This is a genomic window from Leptospira yanagawae serovar Saopaulo str. Sao Paulo = ATCC 700523 (assembly GCF_000332475.2).
Classification (GTDB): domain Bacteria; phylum Spirochaetota; class Leptospiria; order Leptospirales; family Leptospiraceae; genus Leptospira_A; species Leptospira_A yanagawae.
On sequence record NZ_AOGX02000005.1, the window covers coordinates 1 to 21817 of the forward strand.

Sequence of the window (21817 nt, forward strand, 5' to 3'; positions counted from 1 at the left end):
TTCTCTAAACATTTCAACCATAAGATCGCTTAAACTCTGAAGGAGTCAAGTAATTCAATGAAGAGTGAAGACGCTCGTCGTTGTATTCCTTTTGGAAAATTCACTAGAGGCGTCGGTTAACTCTCTTTGATTTTTAAAGTAGTGTAGATTCAAACACTCATCTCTAAGTTTACCATTGAAACTTTCTATAAATGCATTTTGTGTTGGTTTTCCTTTTTCAATAAAGTGAATTTCTATCCCCTTATCTTCTGCCCATTTCTGGAAGTCTTTGGATGTAAATTCTGTTCCATTATCCAAAACAAATGCTCTTGGAAGTCTTTCGAGGGTGTTTAAATATCTGATCAACTTTTCTGACGAAAAAGTAAACTCTGCCTGAAGTATGGTATTCTCTCTTGTTAAATACATCAATACCGTTAAAATTCTTTGCTTTCTTCCATCAATCGTCCGTTCGAAAACAAAGTCCATTGACCAAACTTCGTTTGAATTCTTAGGCAATGGTAGTTGCTGTGATGATGCATTTCTTTTCTTTCGCTTCGGTTTTGTCCTTATTTTAAGCCCTTCTAAGCAATATAGTCGATATACTTTCTTATGATTGATTGTCCTACCCGACCTTCTTAACCTTCGGTAAATTCGTCGATAGCCTTCCCGTTTCCATCGAAAAGCAAGTCTTCGAATTTCGTTCATTGTCTCTTCATCAATAGCTTTCGGCTGATAATAATAACTTGATTTAGGAAGAAGAACAACATCTAGGCTTCTGTTTAGAGAAAGTCCCTCTTCAACTAGCAGATCAACTGCTCTCTCCTTCGTTGATCTGCTCAAAACTTTTTTCCCAAAACATTCTTAATTGCTTGGATTTCGAGAGCCATGTCAGCTACCAATCTTTTGAGATTTGAATTTTCCTGCTCGAGTGCCTTCATCTTCTTGATTTCGCTAAGCTCCATTCCTCCATACTTGTTACGCCAGCGATAAAATGTTTGTTCAGTGATTCCGTATTTTCGTGAAAGTTCCTTGATTGGAATACCTGTTTCTGCTTCCTTTAATATCCGAAAAATCTCGCTTTCTTCTATCTTCTTTCTTGCCATAATGCTCTCTCCTTAATATCGGAGAAAACTAACTTAAATATCGGTGCAGTTTTTGGGGAGCAGGTCAGAGATCTTTAATTTTTTTTTGGGATGTTGATAGCCTGTTGCATTTAGGTAATAAATTTTCTTGTAAATCTAGTTATGTTTTGGAAAGTTAGATCGTCTCCTTGTATTATGTTGGCTTAAAAGAATGTTAAGAAAAATATTCACATCTATATTGTTATTCGGAATATCTATCTCTGTATTCTGTAATTTCCTTGAGACATTTGATATTCAGTGCTTAAATGATGAGTTTATTTCCAAAGTAATCGATCAGGAACATCAAAATTCGGAAGCCCCCTGTGATGGAAAAAGCCATAGCTTCGAAGATTGTTTTTGTCAGAAAGATTATTCTATCTTCGAATCGACTAAGTATTTCAAACCTGTTTTTATCGTTTTTTCCGTATCCTTTATTTCTGAAATTTCAATCTCATTAATTGACCATCTAGAATACCAAAATCCTGAGTTGGTATTTTCAGATCTTTATTTTTCCCAACAACTAACTCAAACAAAGCTTCAAATCTGATATAAAGCCCACTTCTTTCTTCGCTTTATATTATATTGGAGTAAAATATGTTATTATTAAGGAATGCGTTTGCGTTCAGCTTCGTCTTGACGGTACCACTATATTCTCAGTCTTTTTCTCTTGATCAGATACTGAGTATTGCCGAATCCAAAGCGGATTTAATCCTCTCTGGACAGGCGAAAGTAGAAGAAGCTGAAAATTTAAAACAAAAAGCGGGAAAATATAAGAACCCGAACATTTCTTTGGATTACGGTAGAAGACGGGCAAGTAATGAATCTGGTCCCGAATACGCATTGGGTTTAAGCCAAGACTTCTACTATCCAGGAAAGAGAGACTTGCGAATCAAAATTGCCGAAGCAAATGAAAAGTCCCTTTTAGCAGAGCTAGAACAAAGAAAGTTAGAATATAGATTCAGTGTGATTAAGTTGGTATACTCCTACTTAATCGCTTCAGAAAAGGCTTCTCACATTCAGGATAGGATCAAGCGAGTCTCTCAAATTGAATCCTTTATCGAGAAGAAAGTTTTCGTTTCTCCTGAAACAAAAGTTGAGTTGTATCTTGTACAAAATCGTTTGTTAACCCTTCAAAAGCACCTGATTGTTCTTGAGAAAAATAGATCGGTAGAATGGGAGAAGCTGAATTTTTTCTTAGGATTTGAAAAGGAAATTTCAATTCGATCTCCTTGGCTTCAGAAAGGTAAACCTCTATCTAAAAGTGATCTTTTGTCAGCAATGATCAGTAAGAATCCTGTATTAAAACAATCTCAGAGCAGAATCCAACAAGCAAAGGAAGAAGTAGAACTTGCAAGATTAGATAAGTATTCAGATTTTAAACTGCAAGGTTCGGTTGGGGAAGATAAGTCTGGGGTTGCCAATAGATTCTTTGACTTAGGTGTCTCGTTTGCTATACCGTCGTTGGACACTAACGAGGATGTTGTTAAGAGTATGCAAGCTAGAACCTTATCTGAGAACTATCTTCTCAATCATCAAATAAGAATCTTAACGACCAGGCTAAACTCCAGCTTAATAGAATACGATTCCATTAACAAATCCTTAGATAAATTTTCCATTTCTCTAGTATCTTCCATAGAACAAAAACTAAGTTATGCGGATAATGAATTTATCAAAGGTCGTATCAGCCTAATTAATTATTTGGAACTTGAAACACAACTTCATGAGACTCATGAAGCTATATACGACTATCAAATGCAGTTTGTAGACAACATTACCGAGATTTTGTTTCTAACTAATAATCCTGATTTTGAAGGAGCCATCAATGTTAAGTAAAATATTAGAGTATTCGCTCAAGAATAGAAGTTTTGTAGTCATTTTTTCGTGCCTTTTGATTTCTCTCGGATTGTATTCTTTGTCGAGGGTTTCACTTGATGCATTGCCAGATATTTCCAATGTAATCGTCGAAGTGAATACGAAATCAGGTTCCTTAGACCCAGAACTGGTAGAAAAGACAATAACTTTCTTTATCGAAACGGAGTTATCGGGAATTCCTGGTGTGGTAGATATAAGATCTTTGTCCAAGTTCGGATTATCTAATGTGGTTTTGACATTTGAAGATGGGACTGACGTCTATCGTGCGAGACAAATCGTAATGGAACGACTTCAGAATGTAAAAGATAGAATCCCACCTTGGGCTATGCCTGAATTAACACCTATTACTACAGGGCTTGGCGAGATATTGATGTATTCTGTTACTGCAAAATCTGGCTCTAAGTTAGATATGTTAGATGAATCAGAAAAACTGACGTATCTCCGAACGATACAAGATTTAAGTATAAGAAATCAAATCAGATCTAATGTGAAGAACATTGCTGAAGTGGATACAATAGGAGGGTATGCACAAGAAATACATATTGACTTAATCCCAAATAAGTTAAAAGCACAAAGTATTAGTATTAATGAGATCGTTAATGCTCTTGATTCCGTTGGAGATAATTTTGGCGGTGGTTATATAGAGAAAAACGATGAAATGATCATCGCCAGATCTTTCGGAAGTGGATTGAAATTAGAAGAATTGAAAAAAATTCCAATCCGTCAGAATGGTTTAGGTAATTTAGTTCGAGTAGGTGATGTCGCCGTCGTAAGAGTTCATGGAATGCAGAGGTTAGGATCAGCAACGCATAACGGAAAAGAAATCGTTCTTGGGACAGTGATGATGTTGATGGGATCGAATAGCAGGGAAACTGTAAGTGAATTGAAAGACTTTTTGGATAAGATCCAATTACCCGAAGATGTAGAGATCAACATATTAAGCGAAAGAAGTTTTCTTGTGAATGCTACGATTGCAACGATATTTAAAAATTTAACGGAAGGTGCACTACTTGTTGTATTGATTCTTTTTCTGGCTCTGGGAAATTTCAGGGCATCCATTTTTGTAGCAATCATCATTCCTCTTTCTATGTTGTTTACCGCAATAGGGATGTATTATTTTAACATATCTGCAAATTTAATGAGCCTAGGTGCAATTGATTTTGGGTTACTCGTTGATGCCGCGATCGTTATGGTCGAGAATGTGCTTGCGAAGAGAGAAGAGTTAGGTGATAGTCCCGTTTCTGATCCAATAAAATTTGTGTTGGAAGCTTCTAGGGAAATTTTGGCACCTGTGACATCTGGTATCATTATTGTAGCAACTGTGTACGTCCCGATTCTAACTTTGGATGGAGTGGAAGGGAAGATGTTTCGTCCTATGGCAGAGGCAGTATTGTTAGCACTTGGCGGTAGTTATTTAATCACATTACTCGTTATTCCAACGTTATGTTTGTTCATAGTGAAAGGATATATCCAAAAATCTAAAAAGAACGGCAGGTTCGTTAAAATTAAGAATTTATATGTTCCTATCCTACTTTTCGGATTTAAACAGAGGCGATTTGCTTTATTAATTGCAGTTTCTTTGTTCTGTGTTTCTTGCTTAATGTTCTTTAGATTAGGTGGAGATTTTATTCCTCAATTGAAAGAGGGAGATATGATGATTACTGTTGTTCGGGATAGTAATATCAGTTTATCCAAATCCACCGAAATGCAGAAGAAAATGGAGACTTTTTTGCGTGGATTTAAAGAAGTTGAGTATGTATTTTCAAGAACTGGAACTACCGAAGTTGCTAATGATCCAATGGGAATTTATATGTCGGATACTTTTGTTATCCTTAAAAAGGACTCTATCGATTCTTTGATTCGAGAAAAGAACTGGAATGAATTTATAGAAAGGTTAAGGGTTCGCTTAAATGATGAATTTCCTGAGGATGAAATATCCATTGGACAACCTGTAGAAGCAAGATTCAACGAGTTATTGGAAGGTAGTCGTGCTGATATTACATTTCGTATTTTAGGAAACGATTTAGAGACATTAATTTTACTTCAAAACGCTGCTGAAGAGAATTTGAAATCAATCGATGGAGTTGGTGATGTTGAACTTGATCCTATTTTAGCACTAAGGCATGGCAAAGTTTTGGATTTTAAGCCTGATTATGATCGTATCCTTCGATACGGTATCACCATTCAAGATTTCAACAATACATATAATGCATACCTAAGTGGTAGAAGTGTTGGCAACTACTATGAAAACGATAAAAAATTTCCTATTGTTGTGAAGCTTGCGGAAGAATACCGTGAGTCTCTTTCCGATTTAAGCCAATTGCCGATAGGAACTCTGGATTTGGGTGCTATTTCTATGCGTGAGGTTTCTAATTATACTTTGGAAAAAAAAGTAATGACTATTTCTCGGAGTAACGGTAGGCGTTATGCTGCGATTTCTATTAATTTGGAAAATCGTGATATGGAGAGTTTTGTTAAAGAAGCAAAGGAGAAAATTAATTCAAACCTTAGTATTCCAAATAATTATCAGGTTTTTTGGGGAGGGCAATTTAAAAACTTAGAGAAAGCAAAGTCAAAACTTGCGATCGTTGTTCCCGTTACTTTGTTCGCTATATTTTTTCTTTTACTCAAAAGTTTAAATAGTTATAAACAAGCGATTTTGGTTTATTTAAGTATACCCTTTGCAACGACAGGAGGTATCTTCGCTCTTTATTTAAGAGGAATGAACTTTAGCATTTCAGCAGCCATTGGATTTATCGCCTTATCTGGCATTGCCATACTCAATGGAGTTGTAAAAATACATAATATAAATCAGTTACGTAAGAGAGGAATGTCTCTTAAGGAAGCTGTCCAAGAAGCTGCTGTATCGAGACTAAGACCTGTATTAATGACAGCCTTGGTTGCATCTTTAGGATTTATTCCTATGGCAATCGGTGAAGGATTAGGTGCGGAAGTGCAAATGCCGTTGGCAACTGTAGTCATAGGTGGGCTTGTTTCCTCCACCTTGTTAACGTTATTCCTACTTCCCGTGTTTTACGAATGGCTTGAGGAAGATTAAACAGAATGCGAATTATTTTGCGATTATAGGTGAGGAAATTGATCATGAAAGATAAATATATTCAGAAAGCTCCGGTTAAGTCTCTTTGTTGCGCAGAAGACGAAAACGAATACTCTAAAGTAGATACAAAAAGATTGAAAAACGAAACGGATAATCATGAACATGGTGAGGATAATGAGCATGATCATAGTCATCCGATAAAAATATTTTTGCCGAGTATCATCTCTCTAGTGTTATTACTCGGTGCTATTTTTTTCGATAATGTATTAAAGCCAGAATGGTTTAAAGGTTGGGTTAGGATTCTTTGGTATCTACTTTCTTATACTCCTGTTGGCTTGCCTGTATTGAAAGAAGCTGGCATTAATATTGGAAAAGGAGAAATTTTTTCTGAGTTCTTCTTAATGAGTATTGCTACGATCGGAGCATTTGCCATAGGCGAATATCCAGAAGGTGTTGCAGTCATGTTATTTTATGCCATTGGGGAGATTTTTCAAAACATAGCAGTAAAAAGGGCGAAGTCTAGCATCAAGTCTTTACTTGATCAAAGACCTGATGAAGTTACGGTGTTAAGAAATAATCTACAACAAACAGTAAAAGCAGAAAGTGTTACTATTGATGAGATTATACAACTTAAACCTGGAGAAAAGCTTGGACTTGATGGTATATTATTGTCAGAAATAACATCGTTCAACACAGCAGCTTTAACTGGTGAAAGTAAACCCGATACTAAAACAAAAGGTGATACCGTATTGGCGGGTATGATTAACCTTAATACAGTTGCCCAAGTAAAAGTAACCGCGTCATATACTGATAGTAAACTTAGTAAGATCTTGGAGTTGGTACAAAACGCTACTTCTAGGAAAGCACCTACAGAATTACTTATTAGGAAATTCGCAAAGATTTATACACCTATTGTTGTTCTGTTAGCTATAGCAACATGTTTGCTCCCTTATTTTTTTATATCAGATTATCAATTTAACGATTGGTTGTATCGGTCTTTGGTGTTTCTAGTTATTTCTTGCCCTTGTGCATTAGTGATAAGCATTCCTTTGGGTTACTTCGGTGGCATTGGTGCAGCTAGTCGAAACGGTATCTTGTTCAAAGGTAGTAATTTTTTAGATGCTCTTGCTAGCATTCAAAACTTAGTAATGGATAAAACTGGGACGATGACAGAGGGAGTTTTTAAAGTTCAGGAAGTTGTTTTTAATCCAGGATTTAACCAAATTGAAATTCTAAAAATGGTAAAAGCTCTGGAAAGTCATAGTAGTCATCCAGTAGCAACTGCTATCGTCGACTTTGTTGACTCAGTAAGTGATGAGATTTTCTTACAGAGTGTAGAGGAAATCCCTGGATATGGGTTAAAAGCTGAGGTAGATGGAAAGCAGTTATTAGTCGGGAATTTTAAGCTGATGGATAAATTTGCCATCGTTTACGACATTGATCCGAAGAATATTGTTTATACGGTCATTGCGGTCGCTTACGATAAAGAGTTTATCGGTTATATTACCATTGCTGATCGCATAAAAGAAGATGCTCAAATCACAATTGATAAGTTAAATTTGCTTGGTGTAAAATCAACAATGCTAAGTGGCGATAAAAGTACGATAGTAAAATTTGTTGCAGAAAAACTAGGCATACAGAGTGCTTTTGGGGATTTGCTTCCCGAAGATAAAGTCAACAAGATAAAGGAAATCAAATCGAAAGGAGAAACCGTGGCTTTTGTCGGAGACGGGGTTAATGATGCACCTGTTGTAGCGTTAAGTGACGTGGGTATTGCGATGGGTGGTTTAGGAAGTGATGCCACAATTGAAACTGCTGATGTAGTAATACAAGACGACAAACCAAGTAAAATACCTCTGGCAATCAATATCGGGAAGCAGACAAGACTGATTGTTTGGCAAAATATCATTCTGGCTTTTGTGGTAAAAGGTATTGTACTGATCTTAGGTGCAGGTGGACTGGCAACAATGTGGGAAGCTGTTTTCGCAGATGTCGGGGTTGCATTTCTAGCTATTTTGAATTCGATTAGAATGCAAATGAAAAAGTTTTAAACAAATAACTCTTTAACGTATATATCTCTCTCTTTCTTAATCAGGAGAGAGATTTCAAATTAACAATGATTGAAAAATTGTAGATTACCTTCTCAGATCAGATCATAGAACCATTTCCACTTTTATAAATTCTTTTGCATCTTCTTCACCAAAAATATCCAAAAACATAAGTTCATTTTTATAAGGAAATCGGAGGTGGAAGCTTAAAAATGGACAAAATCTTTTTTCCATAAGAATGGTATTTATTAAATCCTTTGAATGAATATCCACATTTATAAAGGAAAAGGAGTAGCTATTCTTCAATTCTATTACATCCTCGAAGTTATCTTTGATTGTTTTCTATTCATTCTCCTTCTTTGAATTCAAGTCTTCCGAAGTATAAGGATATAGGAAACTGGCAGGGAAAGGTCTGTTTTTATTTTGACAGTTTTTTGAAATAAATTGGTTTTCGCTTCAGGCTTACAGGAACAGTCAACTGAACAAGATTTACCTAATTTCCGTTTGAATACCCAAGCACCTAGCAAAAGCAAAGAAATCAGAATTCTAAGTATTCCAATTTATTCTGATAACAAAAATAGCCAGGTTAATGAGGATATTCCTAGTAATGCAAAAAATACTGGAGCAAGGCAACAAAACCCACGTAAACCTATTCTTAAAATTCCGAATTATTTAATTAAAGCTAAAAGTCTATTTTCTAAGGTCATTATTCCAATTTTCCATTTATTGAATTTTTACCTCATTCTAAACGATTGATTATACTCCACTGTCAATAGAGAACTTATAAAAAAAGGATAAAAATATTCTTCCGATGTATTAGAACAGTTACTTTTAGTAAAGGTGGTACGAAGACTATCCTTTTCTCGTGAAGAAATTAAAAAGTTATCGGCTGATTCTCTGGAAAAGAAATTACAATGCGAAAGCTTAAAAAATAATGTTGTTGTAAAATTAAATATAATTGATTCTGAAATGAAAAGACTAAAACAAATAAAAAAAACTAGTATCCGTTAAATCTACTTATAATGAATGTTGCAAATTTGATAAAAAAATCCCTTCTTGTCTTTCGTGTTAACTGGAAAAGCAAATGATGATCTTAAAAACAGCATCTATCTTCATTCTAGCTGGACTATGTGAAATTGGAGGAGGTTATCTCGTTTGGCTCTGGCTTAAAGAAAACAAATCGCCTTGGCTTGGCTTCGCAGGTTTTATTTTATTAGGAATGTATGGAATTGTAGCCACCTTTCAACCTGCTAATTTTGCACGAACTTATGCTACTTACGGTGGAGTCTTTATCGCAATGTCCTTATTATGGGCTATGAAATTTGATAGTTATATTCCTGACAGATTCGATCTCATCGGGGCATTTGTTGCCCTGGTTGGTGTAGGGATTATCTATTATGCTCCTAGGTAAAATTTGATTTAACTTCATATTGAAGTGATTGAGATACATTTCTAATCTATGTTTTGATTTTAATTCTTTAATATAATTAGTCGCTCAAATAATTTTACACAGAATAAATTCCTAATTTATATTAGCAATATCAAGATAGGTACTTTTGGTAATATGGAAGTAACTAGATTTGGTCAAAGTTCTCGATTTTTAAATTCTTTGTTATACTAATATGCATTAGCTTATGTAACGTCAGAATTCTTTCACAAAGAGTAAAAAGTTATTCTGCCAGCCGATAAGTTTATTGGAAAAAGAACAACTAACAGGAAAACCAGTATGCATACAGAAGACAAAGTAAATGAGAAAATAATTTCCGTCAATGAAGAAAAGATAAGGACAGAGCTTACTGGACTTGTAAGGGAAACAGTCGAACAAACATTGAATAAACTCTTAGACATGAAGCAGAAAATCGTGAAGGTCATAGGTTAGGAAGCCATACAAGAAATTTCGAAACAAAGTCAGGCAAAGTTAAATTAAAAATTCCAAAGCTGAAAAGAATTCAATTTGAAACCAAAATCATAGAAAGATACAAACGTCGGGAAAGTTCTATTGCAGAAGCTTTGATCGAATTGTATCTGGCTGGAGTATCGGTAAGACGCATCGAAAATGTTTTAGAATAGTTTTGGGGCACAAGAGTTTCCCCATGAACAATTAGTAACCTAAACAAAAAAGTATACTCCCAGATTGAAGAATGGAGAAATCGCAAGCTAGAAGATAAGTATCCATACGTCTATCTCGATGGGATATATCTGAAGAAAATCTGGGGTGGTGAAGTCCGAAAGATTTCCATATAAATTGCTATAGGCGTCAATTTTGAAAGCTTTAGAGAGGTTTTGGGATCAATGGAAGGAGCCAATGAAGATAAGGAAGCCTGGTATGGATTTCTAAGGCATTTAAAAGAAAGAGGACTGACAGGCGTAAAGTTAATCAATTCTGACAAATGCCTAGGACTAGTTGAATCAATCCCTGACTTTTTTCCTGAAACTGATTGGCAAAGATGTATGGTACAAATTTTAGAAATGTTTTTGCTAAAGTTCAAACTAGTTTCATGCGGGAAACTGTTGCAATGTTAAAGGCTATTCATTATCAAGAAGATAGCCAAGTAGCCATCGGCAAATCTAAATTAGTCATTGAAAAATTGAGATCAATGAAATACAACTCGGTGGCTGATATTATTGAAAAAAGAATATTGGAGACTCGTTACGATATGAATTATCCTAGAACACATTGGACAAGGATACGTACAAACTATCCTCTAGAACGAATTATGAAGGAATTCGACGTCGAACAAGAGTCATTGGATAATCCCCAGATGGAGAGCTGCTCTAATGCTCGTCAAGGCAAGATTACACCATATTGCTATTTCTTAATGGGGTAACAAAAAATATCTTGACGTAAGTAGACTAGAATAATTAAATTTCGAGAGCTTAATTTTAATTTTGCGAAAGATTCTGCACACTACCGCAGACTTTTTTCATTTTTTGAAGCCCAAAGGTACTTCTCTTTGAACACTTTAATCATCATAGAACGTTCCAATAACGTGAGCTTCATGGTCATTACCTGAACATGAGTATTCGTTTTCTTATCTAGATTTCGATTACCTGTAATTATGGAGAAATATGCAACTTCCCAGAATAGTTATTATGTCGCATAACCTGCGTTATATGATTTGAGTGTACTCGTACATCCTTTACAGTTTTGTCCTGGTACATACTTTACAAAAAGCATGATAAAATACTAGTTCAAACGCTACTGAAAATAGTGTTTTATTCTTATTTTGCAACAATTTTCTTTTATTAGAGATAATTATTTCTGGATTCCAATTGAAATTTTGATTATATCATAGATTGAAATAATAGACTTAAGGAAAGCCCAATGATAGTAGCGTATGAAGAGCGGATAGCTTTTTTTAAATACATATCGAGTATGACTCATTTCAAAATGGTTCAAGACTTGTGTGAATATTTTCAAAAAAATCAGTATGATTGTTCAAATAAAATTTATGATCATTTGGTAATCAGCTTGTATACTATTTATGCGAAACCATTTAAGCAAAGAATGGAAATTAGACTAGAAGAGAAATATATACCTGAAGCATATCGCGAATTTCATTACAAAATCATTAAATTGAGAGATAAATTTAGTGCACATACTGATTTAGATTTTGATATTTCTGCCAAAACAAATGAATTTATTCCAATGAATGAAGTCATTGCGAATACAAAGGACGGGCAAACTATCTTTGGTATAAGCATCTTCAAACTAAATTCTGAAGCATTGAATATATTAAACGACCTTAGTTCAAAGCTACGAAACATATGCGAAGAAGAAGCTCTTTTGATATGGAAAAGATATTTTACCAAAACAAGATTACCTGATGGACTACTGATGATTAATGTTGGAAAAGAAGATGGTTCGTTACTTGTGGAACATTCATCCTCAAAATTTGATTTAGGTGGGTCATTTTACACAGACATTACAAGAAACATAAATTTATAATCTTTATCAAAATTAACTGATGGAAATCCAATTACTACCCCAGCACCTCATTCAAATATCGAATCGTGCTCGGAACATCCAACAATATCTGACCTAGAATTTCCTTGGAAAATTTCTCAGGCAAGTAGTCCTGAAATTTTGAGATCCGATAATTCGGAAACTTTTTTGAAAGTTTCTCTCGCAGATCGTCTGTTTCCCAATAATTTGGATTTCTGAATTTTTGTAAGTATTCTAAAAGATTATCGATAGTTATGTTTTGTCTTTTTATTTTGATTTCTTCATTGGAAGTAATGACTTCGCAATTGAATTCATTCATAAGAGCAAATTTTAAGGTGAAGTTTACATATCCACCTGCATATGTGTAGAGAATGATATCTTGCCCATCATGATATATAATTGGCTCTTCCCCACTTATCAATAGGCGAGTGGTCTCTCTCAATGAACTCAATTGTTCTTTTGCCGAAGGATCTAGATAAGGGAAATCTTCATCACTTAAAATGATTTCCCTCATTTTTCTAGCTACCTCGTACTGCAATAAACGTGGGAGAAACCCACTCCACTTGGTTTTGAACCCCGCTAGAGCTGATTCTACATAGACTCTCAACCCACTCCAATCGATAAACTTGAGTAACCAGGGTTTACCACCTAGCATAAAGCTACTTTCATCAGGTTCCAATTTTTCTACAAATTCTCGCTGGATAGTTCCAATGTGACGTTCTGCCATTGTGTATACGTTAAACTCGACTGGAGATTGAAAGACGGAAAGAATCTTCATGAAATTTCTTCTTCCAAACTCTTCCTCAGCTTTCATTCCGATTGAGAACAATCCATCAGCATGAAATATGAAATCTTTTTCGATTAGATACGAGATAAACTCTTCATATTCAGTGGAGGTAATTCCAGAGAAGGGATATGACAATTTAACTAACTCACGTAAGGTTGATGGCTTTATACCCCCATATTCCAAAAGTATAGCCATGATTTGTTGTATTAACAAGTGCCACATTCTGTTGGAAAATCGAACATCTTCTACCCAATGCACTTTCGTATTTTCAATTAATGAGATCGCCTGTAATAGACTCTCTTCTTTTTGGATGAGAAAAGTCATATTCGCAATTGAGCCTGATCTACGACCAGTCCGTCCAATTCTCTGTAAAAATGAAGCAACGCTATTAGGTGTTTCCGCCTGCAAAACCCGATCTAGATCACCAACATCAATTCCTAATTCCATAGTTGAAGTGGCAACTATACAAGAATTTAAACCTTTAGCAAATTTTAATTCTGCTCTTTCTCTTTCTTCTAAAGATAATGATGAATGATGTACATAAGAATCGACACCTGCTTCGGATAGTTTTGTTCCGAAAATTTCAGCCATCGATCTTGAATCGCAGAAAATTAAACTTTTTCCTGATTTAGTTAGTTTGGTAGCCTCGGAAATTAAATGAGGCAATTCTTCGTTAAAGTATATGTATAAACGTTTATTGCTAGGTTGTTTTGGGGGATCTATTAGTGACTTTTCTCTTTTGGAACTCCCTTGCATCCAATCCAAGATTTCTTTAGGATTACCCACTGTTGCTGACAAACCGATGCGGATAAAATCATTCTGATTTTTGTATTTAATTCTTTCTAATATGGAAATTAATTGAGATCCCCGATCGACTGAAGCAAGAGCATGAATTTCATCTATGATCACAAAATCCAAATGTTTGAACACAATATCACTTGGGAATTTCGTGGAAACAAGCATTGCTTCTAAAGATTCAGGAGTGGTCATGAGAATCTCAGCATTCTCTTTGAGAAAGGATTTTCTTCCTGCTTGGTTCACATCGCCATGCCATTTGAATGAAGAAATCCCAACCATTTTAGTATACTGATCAATTCTTTCTTCCTGATTATTGAGAAGTGCCTTCAGTGGCGAAATATAAATAGCTCTTACGCCTGATTTTGGATATTGGAGAATTTCTGATATAACAGGAAAAAAGGAAGACTCTGTTTTTCCTCCTGCGGTTGGAGCGAGTACAACACAATTACTTCCACTGAGAATGGCATCACCAGCCATTTCTTGAACTGGTCTCAATGATGCCCAGCCAAGAACATTCACTATCTGTTGCTGTAATCTTGGATGGAATCGGGAAAAGGTGCTCACTTTAGAACGAAACCTCTGCGTAAGGAGACTCTTCTACATCATCTGCAATTCTCGAAGCCTTTGCTAATTCTTCTTTCGCATCATCAGGCAATTTTAGCTCTTTCTTTGGATCAAAATCTTCATTTTCAACTACTAAGTCGAAAATATTGATCAAACTTCGGATATAAATACGAGGGACTACACCTAATTGACCTTTAAAACCGTCCGTAAATAGGTTCACAAATTTTTCCAAAAAATCCTTATCGACGACTTGGTTCAGTCTATCCTTATTCTCTGAAGGATTATAGAGATCTCGCAATCGAATCGATACGTTTAACAAACGTTCATGGTTCATTGGCTTCAATTCTAACTGTGCCTGCTTTAAACTAACAAATTCACCTACCCGCTGAAAACCAATTCGGTCATGTAATGGCTGTAATCCTTTCACTCCTTTTGGAGAGTCAAAGAATTCTTCTGTCCCAGTGAACACCCATAATGAACCTCGAAATCCTTCAACGGCGTCTGTGATTTGACGTAAGCCAGTCATCGATTTCTCTCGAACATCTCTGCGTTCTCGAAGAATTGTTTCCATCTCATCCAGAACAATCATAAGACCTTTATAACCTGCACTATTCAAAATACTTAAGATTCCTTTTAAGTATGTCAGAGCAGTCTTAGAATCAATCTCGCCTTTGATACCTGCTGATTTCTTCGCCTGTGCACTGACATTTGGACTCCCCGATAACCAGGACAGTAACTGACCAGATTTTGCAACATCCCCTTCTTGTTTGGCAATAAAGTAGGCTCGAATGACAGAAAGAAAATCTTGAGAGACGTCATCTTTCAGTAAGCTAACTAGTTCTGTTTCAAATCGATTGATCACCGCATCATCAAACTTTGGATCATCGTAACTTAGATTCTCTATGTTGATCAAGGAATCTTCAATCAAGCCAAACCATCGATCTAAGGCATCTGCAATGACTCCTACGGATTTTGCAGAATTTGAATGTAAATTTTGACAAATTTTGTGATACACTACCTGAAAATTATGGAACTGTGTATCATTGGGCGAAATGACGACGAAGGACGTTACGAAGCCTTTTTCTCTTGCCAAAGAGAGAGTATATTTCGCAACGAATGTTTTACCACATCCATAATTTCCACGAAGGAATTTAATATTCCCTTTCTTCTCTCCATTTGATACCGATTCTAAATTACGCAACAATTCATTGATTACTGGTTCGATACCAACTGCAAAAGCTCCGTGACCTTCGTCAGGTACGGTGCCTTTCCTAAGTTGTTCAAATATCATTGTCGTTGTATCGGTTTTCATATTATTTCTTGCCTATCTTAAAAATTTTCCCTTCTGTCCCATGATCAATAGAGACAGTGAAGTCTAGTTCGTTTGATCTATTTTGAAGGAAATTAGATAAAATTCTAACAGCTCTTGCAGACTTCCTTGGATCGCCATAAATTCTCTTGATTCCCTCTTCTGTAATAAGTTTGCTAGGTTGCTTTATAAGAGCATTCAGAATGATTAAAACATCCTCATCTGCATCGTGCGAAAGATTTATATCAATACTTGAATACTTTTCCTCCATTGATACTTCAACTAACTGGTCAACGCTGAAAAGCGGAACCTTTACAAATGAAATCCATTGTTTTAGTTTAGAATTTAAAGATGGACTCCAAATTCTTACAGAAGCTTTTTCCTGATAAATTTTATTAGAAGTAACAATCTCAAATTCGACATTTACTTTTGAATTTGGCTTCACGATGATACTATTACTATCAAATTTAATCGCATCAGAAGTCAAAATTTTCAACCGAGCATTATCCACCGAGTCCAATTCAACTATCAATTCCTGCTCCATTTTGAATAAGATATTCTCATTTTTTGTATTTAAGTATAATTCAATTCGATGTTTGCCATTGCCCAAGAAAAGTTCTGCAGTTATTTCATACGAAATATCATTTGGTATCTCACCTTTCTTCTTTTCACTCTTCAATGTGATAACAGGGATAATTCTCTCTTGCATCGAATTCCCACCGTGGAAGAAACCTTTATTTGACGGAGCGTTTTTAAATATTTTTGGCTCTCTTAAGAAAACAAGATCTAGCGACGATCCTTTGTATCGTAAGCTCGACATTTCAATTCTCGAATAAGTTGGGGAAATTATTCTATCCTCCTGTAAAACATATCGCCTAGCTCCCCTGAAGTTGGAAGGAATCGATACTGTTGAGCGTGCTTGCTCTGATGCTGTGTCGTATTGAATAAAACCATGATCAGATACAATAGAAAAATTCTCGAATCCAATCTCTCTTAGTCGATCAATAGCAATTTTTATCTTAGAAATAGTTTCTTCAAAAAAATCAAAGCCTTGTTCCAAAAACCCGTTCTCTCCTGCCGAGTCTATGACAAGGGAATGAACTACATACAAATCCGAAGACTTAGCTTTCGCTTCGTTTTGCTTAAAATTTCGATGGAAGACTTCCAAATCGACCCATTCGACTTGTCTTTTACTAATCTCTTTTAAGATCAATCTACGATCTTCTATCGATCTTACACTCCGATTCCCTGTCCTGAATCCTTTGATTGACCTCTCATCCTTATCAATGATTGGCTCCAACTCACCATTCACTTCCGTAGGAACAATGACATTCATACCAACAGAAGTTATTGTAGGTAATTCAGCAAAGATCGGCTCGATTGTTGGTTTCAGAGTGAATTCTTCAAGTTTTGTTTTTAACAATTCACCGATTTCATACCTCATCGCATCTACAAAAAAAACAGCCGTTTTACCTGCATCTACTAATGGCTTTAAATGGTTTTGAAAATAGAACCTTTGTAGATGTTGGGACTGAGATGGCAGAAACCCATTTTTCTCACATATACTCTGATAATGATTATTTGTACTATTGATCCATTCCGAGTAATCATCCCAGATTTGTTTTCGAATGAGCGAAATTTTCAAATACTTTTGATTCGAGGAATGCATCAATATCTCTGTCAATTTACTGAAATACCGATATTCACGATCGATTTTATACAACTCAGAAGAATACTCATCTAATACATTCTGAAGTGTTCTTGCGTTTTGAAATTTTTTCGATGTCTGTTGGATAGATATCGCAATATTCAAAGCTACGTCAATCCAATCCCAAAATTGGGAGACGTTCGGGTCATTCTTCTTCCAAAATGAATTATATCTTCCTTTAGCTAATGCGATCGCCTCTTTATAGTATGTATTTTCAATCAATCGTATGACTTCAACTTGATGTATTGAATCTTCAAAATTGAAAGTATCGATTGATCCTAGATTTTTTGACTTTACGTTTTCTTTTTCAATACCAAAGAAACCTTGCTCTTCTATCTCTAAAGCTAGTGATTTGTAAGCTTCAGGAGATTCATCTCTTAGCGAATTTAATAGATCCTTGATGGTATCCAAGTAAACCAAACCCTGCTCCTGCAATTGTATTAATAGAGAGGAGCTTGGCTTATAATTTTGAAGATCATTTACATATTCTCTTCCGAGTAAAAATACACCTAGTGGAAGTCGATAGATGCTGTGATCTTCTTTCTCTTTTGCGGAATTCAATGTTCGTTGGTCGATTATATCTTCTGTTAATTGCGGAATATAACCGAATGCTTTTTCAAATCCCCTTTGTAATTGAAGTAGAGTTCCTTTAGGGTGCTTTTCAGTATTATCAAGGATTGTATTTTTCCCTGAAAGCAGTGCCTTAGTAAATTCTATCACGGACTGTGGAGAATCAAACATAGAAAGATCAACATCTTCCCCTGATAGAATAGATTCTAATTTTTCAAAGTTAGCAGGTAGACTCTCAATGCATTTCCTAAGTTGATCGGGAGATAGATAACCACTGCTGACTTTTTCTAATACAATTCTAGCATCAAAAGGAATTTGCTCTGATGATTTAACCACCTCAAGAAATGGAGTTTTTTCTATTTCTTCTTGCGGGATATTAGGAATATAAACAAGGCAATCTGGCTTTTTTACATCTTGCATCAATTTATGTAAGGCGAGTATTGACTCTAAGAATGAGCCATTAAAACGAACGAGATGATACTTTTTCTTATTTTGCCTGATCTCCTCTTCCAATTGATCAATATAACTAGAAAAGGTACCCGAAGGATCAACCCACGAAACCAAACACTCTCGATTGATTTTTAAATCGATATAAGATGTAATCGCATTGTATAGAAGACTCATTTCTTTTTCTTCTTCGCTCCAGGTTTCTTCGTAGCGGTATCGCTTAAACTTTCCATTCCAGGGAGTGCTGACTCTTCTTTGACTTTTGGTTCTTTCGAATTCCTTTCTTCCCATTTTTTTGAAGCTTCAGAATGGAATTCTTTGAATAAATCTCTTCCCTTATGCTCTCCATAATCGGAATGAGCGACTGCCAAAGAGGGATCTACTTTACATTTTGCTAATACACGTTTAGGAAAATAACGCATTGCAAGGTGCGACCAATCATAATCTTTTTTGCCGCTTGGTTTTAATATAGCATCCCAAATCTCTTTGGGTTTCTTCCATTGAGGCTCTAAGAGTGGATGAAGTGCGGAGCTATTGACCATCACTCCATCATCTAAATCCATATAATAACTTACTTTTGCTTCTAATTGGTTGGAATCTATTCCCGTTGTATTGATAACTTCCAAGGTATTTACAAAGTCTTCCAATTCTAAAATATACTTCTGTAAATTGAGAATGTCCTTATCGATTTGTTTTGATTCGGAGGAAGAAGCCTTTATCTTTGCATCTTGTAAACTAGCTAATCTTGCCTTCATCGACTTTAAATCTGGATTTAGAAAATCGGATAATATAAAAGAAAAGGTTCCTGGATTCCAGGTGTGGATATTAAAATAAAAAACAAAATTTTTCTTTGAGGATGAGAGTGGAAAGTAAATGGGTCGGTTTTCATACTTCGACAAATGAAGTGCAAAGAAAGACTCCCTAAAGAACCAAGACCAATTCTTTTTAGGATCAGTTGCCACTTCACCACAATCCTGAAGGAAGGTTATCTCCATCTCATTCCAGACTTCATCTGCCTTTTCTTTTCTCAGTTTGTAAACTAACACCTCTTTGAGCTTTTCTATAATGGCTTCGTCGACAATTTTAACTGGCGAAGAAATCGTTGTCCTTAGATCTCCAAGATTTGTGAAGTAAGCACCTTCCTGTAATGGCTTTGGTGCTGACTTATCTTTCTCTAGATTACGTTCTTTTCGTTTGTCATCGGCTAGATCCACCAAACATCCCATTTGTGAATCGAATCGTCCCAAGAGAACTCCAAAAGCAAATCCAAGGTGGCGTAACGACTGTTCAATTCGATCTGATTTGCGTATGAGTTTTAAGTGTCTTCGAATCTTAACGATAGTTTCGGGATGGAGCAAAAATTCTCGTGATAACCCTTCTAAATTTAATACTTTGTCCCTTTCCTTTGTATTCTTTTTGGAATAGGTAACATACCCACCTTCAAATTTATAGGTTCCATTTAGATAAACATCCGCAAAGTACGAACCAAAAGAAGGTGACTTCACTTCTGGAATGTCCTCTAATCGCTCAATATTACAAGTCTCGGTTCGGGTGATTTTATGAATCTCTGCATCGGAGAGCTGTGGTAAAAGTCCAGCGGAAAGCCCTACCTCTTCCTGAATCGCTTCTACTGTCTCACTGTCAAAGGTCGAAAAAACCTCTCGATCAATGTCCGCTCGAATGAGGATCTCCTTGAGTTCAAAGTCCTCGGAAGGCACTACCAAGGAAATTGGGAGATCGTTTTCCATTCTATTCCCCTTTTTCATGGGTAAAATTCTCCATTTTTTACCCATGAATGCTTCGATGTAGGTAAATATTTCAATTTTTTACACATGTTTAGAGTGGAATCTTGCTCTTTTAAATATTGTATAAAAAGGATCGTCAACATTCACCTAACCTGGTAATCCTATTCAATATTTGTTTCATTGGGCAAGCACTCGTTTCAAATTTTCTAAACTTTCTTTCTTTTTCGATTCTTCCATTTTTTGAATGTTTTCCAATTTCCACAAAACAGCTGGCAGTTTATCAATTCCCTCCAGCCCCAATAAATCCCATTTAGGGTTTCCTTCTTGTAAGGTGATCAGGAACTCTTTCTGATTTTGATTTAATTTACTGCTTAATTCATCAATCAATAGATCTCTGGTGGATTCGAAATCCTTGTAGGAAAAATCCAATGAGGTCATCCCAATGAATTCTTGATTGAATAGAGATTCCATGTTCTTTTTGGTGGGCTTTAAGACTTCATGGAATGGTCTATTGTGACTGGAAAGATATATGACAAAGGTTTGCATGATTTCTGGTGTGATGCCTTCATTTTCAAGAAGGAGCTTCACATCAAATAGATCTCTTGGGTGTTGCCGATCGAGTGATGCAACAATTTTCCCTCCATACAAGTCTGCTAAAGAAACAGTTGGAACCGCAAATGATACTCCGAATTCTTCCTCCGCATTTTGTACTAAATCTCTCTCTTCACCTTCGTATACGGTTCCTCGAATGACAGGGTTGACTTCTATTTTAACTTGAATCCCATCTTGGGAAACAAACAACTTTCCGATTTGATTGGGATCATTTACTTCGGAATAAAATACCTTCACATTTGGAATTGAATGTTGTATGTTTTGCTGAATGCGAGTTAGAGCCTCTTTTGACTTTTGGAATGCCTGCAACCTGGGTTCTTTTCCAACGTATGCTAAATCGATGTCAATGCTTAAGCGAGGCATATTGCGAACAAAAAGATTGATTGCAGTTCCTCCCTTCAAATGAAAACATTTCTCTTTTGAGACAAGAGGAAGCACCTTTAACAACAATTTCACATAAGCCGTATACTTATTCATTACGAGCCTTTATTGTGATTTTATATTTTGAATCGTATTCGCCACCATCTATCAGATGTCGATTTCCACTTCCTAAATCTACTTTGTCGATTTCAAGTTTTGAAAACCAAGGGTGATTGACTTTGCTTGCGATTGCACAAAACAGTCTTTTTGCTTTTACGGAATGGCAACGTTCCAATAGACTTTGCATTAACTTTGGTCTAAGGGAGGTTAGATTTTCCATGATTTCATGTGCTTCGTCAAAGGAATGTTTATCGGGAACCCAATCCAAATATTCGAGTATTGCTCTCTCAACCGTTGAGTATAGAATATCAAGCTTTCCGAAAGAGACTGTTTTCAAACTTTGATCCAGATTGTTTTGATTACGATTGAAACCACCGAACAATGAACTTTGTGAAAATCCGATTTGAGCATTCCAATTTGTTTTCTGAAACCACGTTGGAAGTTTGGTATCTGGATCTGCGATGAGATAGACCTTTTGTTTCCCTAGATTTAAATATTGGGCATAACCTGCCTCTTCTATGGCAGTTTTCCCACCAACGTGGATTGGGAGGTTTAATTGTTTCTGGAGACCCCAAACCCCCCCTTGCCACTGTAAGTCATCACCACTTCTGGTATAAGCTCCAGATCCTATGGCTTGTATCCAACCACTCCTCCTATAGATCTGCAAATTAGAATAGCTGTAGCCCTGTTCTCTGAGCCATCTGGCTGAATAGACTCCGCCTGGAACCCAGCCAGTAACTAAATTTCTTATTTTAGTTCCATTTTTCATAGTA

At 35.9% G+C, this 21817-nt stretch carries 14 protein-coding genes and 1 pseudogene; 7 read left to right on the forward strand and 8 right to left on the reverse strand.

The features are described from left to right. Window positions 1-54 precede the first annotated feature (54 nt). Both LEP1GSC202_RS00180 and LEP1GSC202_RS00185 read right to left on the reverse strand, forming a co-directional pair. Entirely contained in the window at window positions 55-819 is a 765-nt protein-coding gene (locus LEP1GSC202_RS00180) for an integrase core domain-containing protein (RefSeq protein WP_015675670.1), read from the reverse strand. Beyond that, on the reverse strand, window positions 816-1082 hold the full coding sequence (locus LEP1GSC202_RS00185) for a transposase (protein WP_015675631.1): 267 nt from the start codon (window positions 1080-1082) through the stop codon (window positions 816-818). The genes LEP1GSC202_RS00180 and LEP1GSC202_RS00185 overlap by 4 nt, the downstream gene beginning before the upstream one ends. 612 nt (window positions 1083-1694) lie before the next feature. On the opposite strand from LEP1GSC202_RS00185, the gene LEP1GSC202_RS00195 reads away from it, so the two are divergent. The 7 genes and pseudogenes from LEP1GSC202_RS00195 to LEP1GSC202_RS00230 all read left to right on the forward strand — a co-directional run bounded on the left by LEP1GSC202_RS00195 (window position 1695) and on the right by LEP1GSC202_RS00230 (window position 12027). Next, window positions 1695-2933: a TolC family protein gene (locus LEP1GSC202_RS00195; RefSeq protein ID WP_015675696.1), complete on the forward strand. Its 1239-nt coding sequence runs from the start codon at window positions 1695-1697 to the stop codon at window positions 2931-2933. After that, window positions 2923-6030, forward strand: coding sequence for an efflux RND transporter permease subunit (locus LEP1GSC202_RS00200; RefSeq protein ID WP_015675664.1), 3108 nt, complete (start codon window positions 2923-2925; stop codon window positions 6028-6030). The genes LEP1GSC202_RS00195 and LEP1GSC202_RS00200 overlap by 11 nt, the downstream gene beginning before the upstream one ends. A gap of 44 nt (window positions 6031-6074) precedes the next feature. Further along, window positions 6075-8081: a heavy metal translocating P-type ATPase gene (locus LEP1GSC202_RS00205; protein ID WP_015675689.1), complete on the forward strand. Its 2007-nt coding sequence runs from the start codon at window positions 6075-6077 to the stop codon at window positions 8079-8081. A 441-nt stretch (window positions 8082-8522) separates the two neighbouring features. Beyond that, entirely contained in the window at window positions 8523-8834 is a 312-nt protein-coding gene (locus LEP1GSC202_RS00210; protein WP_039927737.1) for a hypothetical protein, read from the forward strand. A gap of 328 nt (window positions 8835-9162) precedes the next feature. Next, a complete protein-coding gene (locus LEP1GSC202_RS00215) occupies window positions 9163-9489 on the forward strand; it encodes a YnfA family protein (RefSeq protein ID WP_015675663.1) in 327 nt (108 codons plus the stop codon). Window positions 9490-9804: 315 nt separating this feature from the next. Further along, window positions 9805-10940: pseudogene (locus LEP1GSC202_RS20120) on the forward strand (IS256 family transposase). A 463-nt stretch (window positions 10941-11403) separates the two neighbouring features. Beyond that, window positions 11404-12027 carry a hypothetical protein gene (locus tag LEP1GSC202_RS00230; RefSeq protein ID WP_015675679.1) on the forward strand — a complete coding sequence of 208 codons (624 nt, stop codon included), beginning with the start codon at window positions 11404-11406 and terminating at the stop codon, window positions 12025-12027. A gap of 34 nt (window positions 12028-12061) precedes the next feature. Here LEP1GSC202_RS00230 and LEP1GSC202_RS00235 read toward each other — a convergent pair whose 3' ends face one another. The 6 genes from LEP1GSC202_RS00235 to LEP1GSC202_RS00260 all read right to left on the reverse strand — a co-directional run bounded on the left by LEP1GSC202_RS00235 (window position 12062) and on the right by LEP1GSC202_RS00260 (window position 21813). Continuing rightward, the gene (locus tag LEP1GSC202_RS00235; protein ID WP_015675660.1) at window positions 12062-14173 is read right to left on the reverse strand and encodes a DEAD/DEAH box helicase; all 2112 of its coding nucleotides are present in this window, start codon (window positions 14171-14173) and stop codon (window positions 12062-12064) included. 1 nt (window position 14174) lies between these two features. Then, the gene (gene brxD / locus LEP1GSC202_RS00240) at window positions 14175-15485 is read right to left on the reverse strand and encodes a BREX system ATP-binding protein BrxD (protein WP_015675659.1); all 1311 of its coding nucleotides are present in this window, start codon (window positions 15483-15485) and stop codon (window positions 14175-14177) included. A gap of 1 nt (window position 15486) precedes the next feature. Continuing rightward, complete coding sequence (locus LEP1GSC202_RS00245; protein ID WP_083929960.1) at window positions 15487-18498, reverse strand: PglZ domain-containing protein; 3012 nt, start codon at window positions 18496-18498, stop codon at window positions 15487-15489. After that, on the reverse strand, window positions 18381-19955 hold the full coding sequence (locus LEP1GSC202_RS19825) for a hypothetical protein (RefSeq protein ID WP_156825313.1): 1575 nt from the start codon (window positions 19953-19955) through the stop codon (window positions 18381-18383). The genes LEP1GSC202_RS00245 and LEP1GSC202_RS19825 overlap by 118 nt, the downstream gene beginning before the upstream one ends. A 174-nt stretch (window positions 19956-20129) precedes the next feature. After that, complete coding sequence (locus tag LEP1GSC202_RS00255; protein ID WP_039927740.1) at window positions 20130-21041, reverse strand: nucleotidyl transferase AbiEii/AbiGii toxin family protein; 912 nt, start codon at window positions 21039-21041, stop codon at window positions 20130-20132. Next, entirely contained in the window at window positions 21034-21813 is a 780-nt protein-coding gene (locus LEP1GSC202_RS00260) for a type IV toxin-antitoxin system AbiEi family antitoxin (RefSeq protein WP_051125262.1), read from the reverse strand. Before LEP1GSC202_RS00260 ends, LEP1GSC202_RS00255 begins: the two co-directional genes overlap by 8 nt. Window positions 21814-21817: the final 4 nt, after the last annotated feature.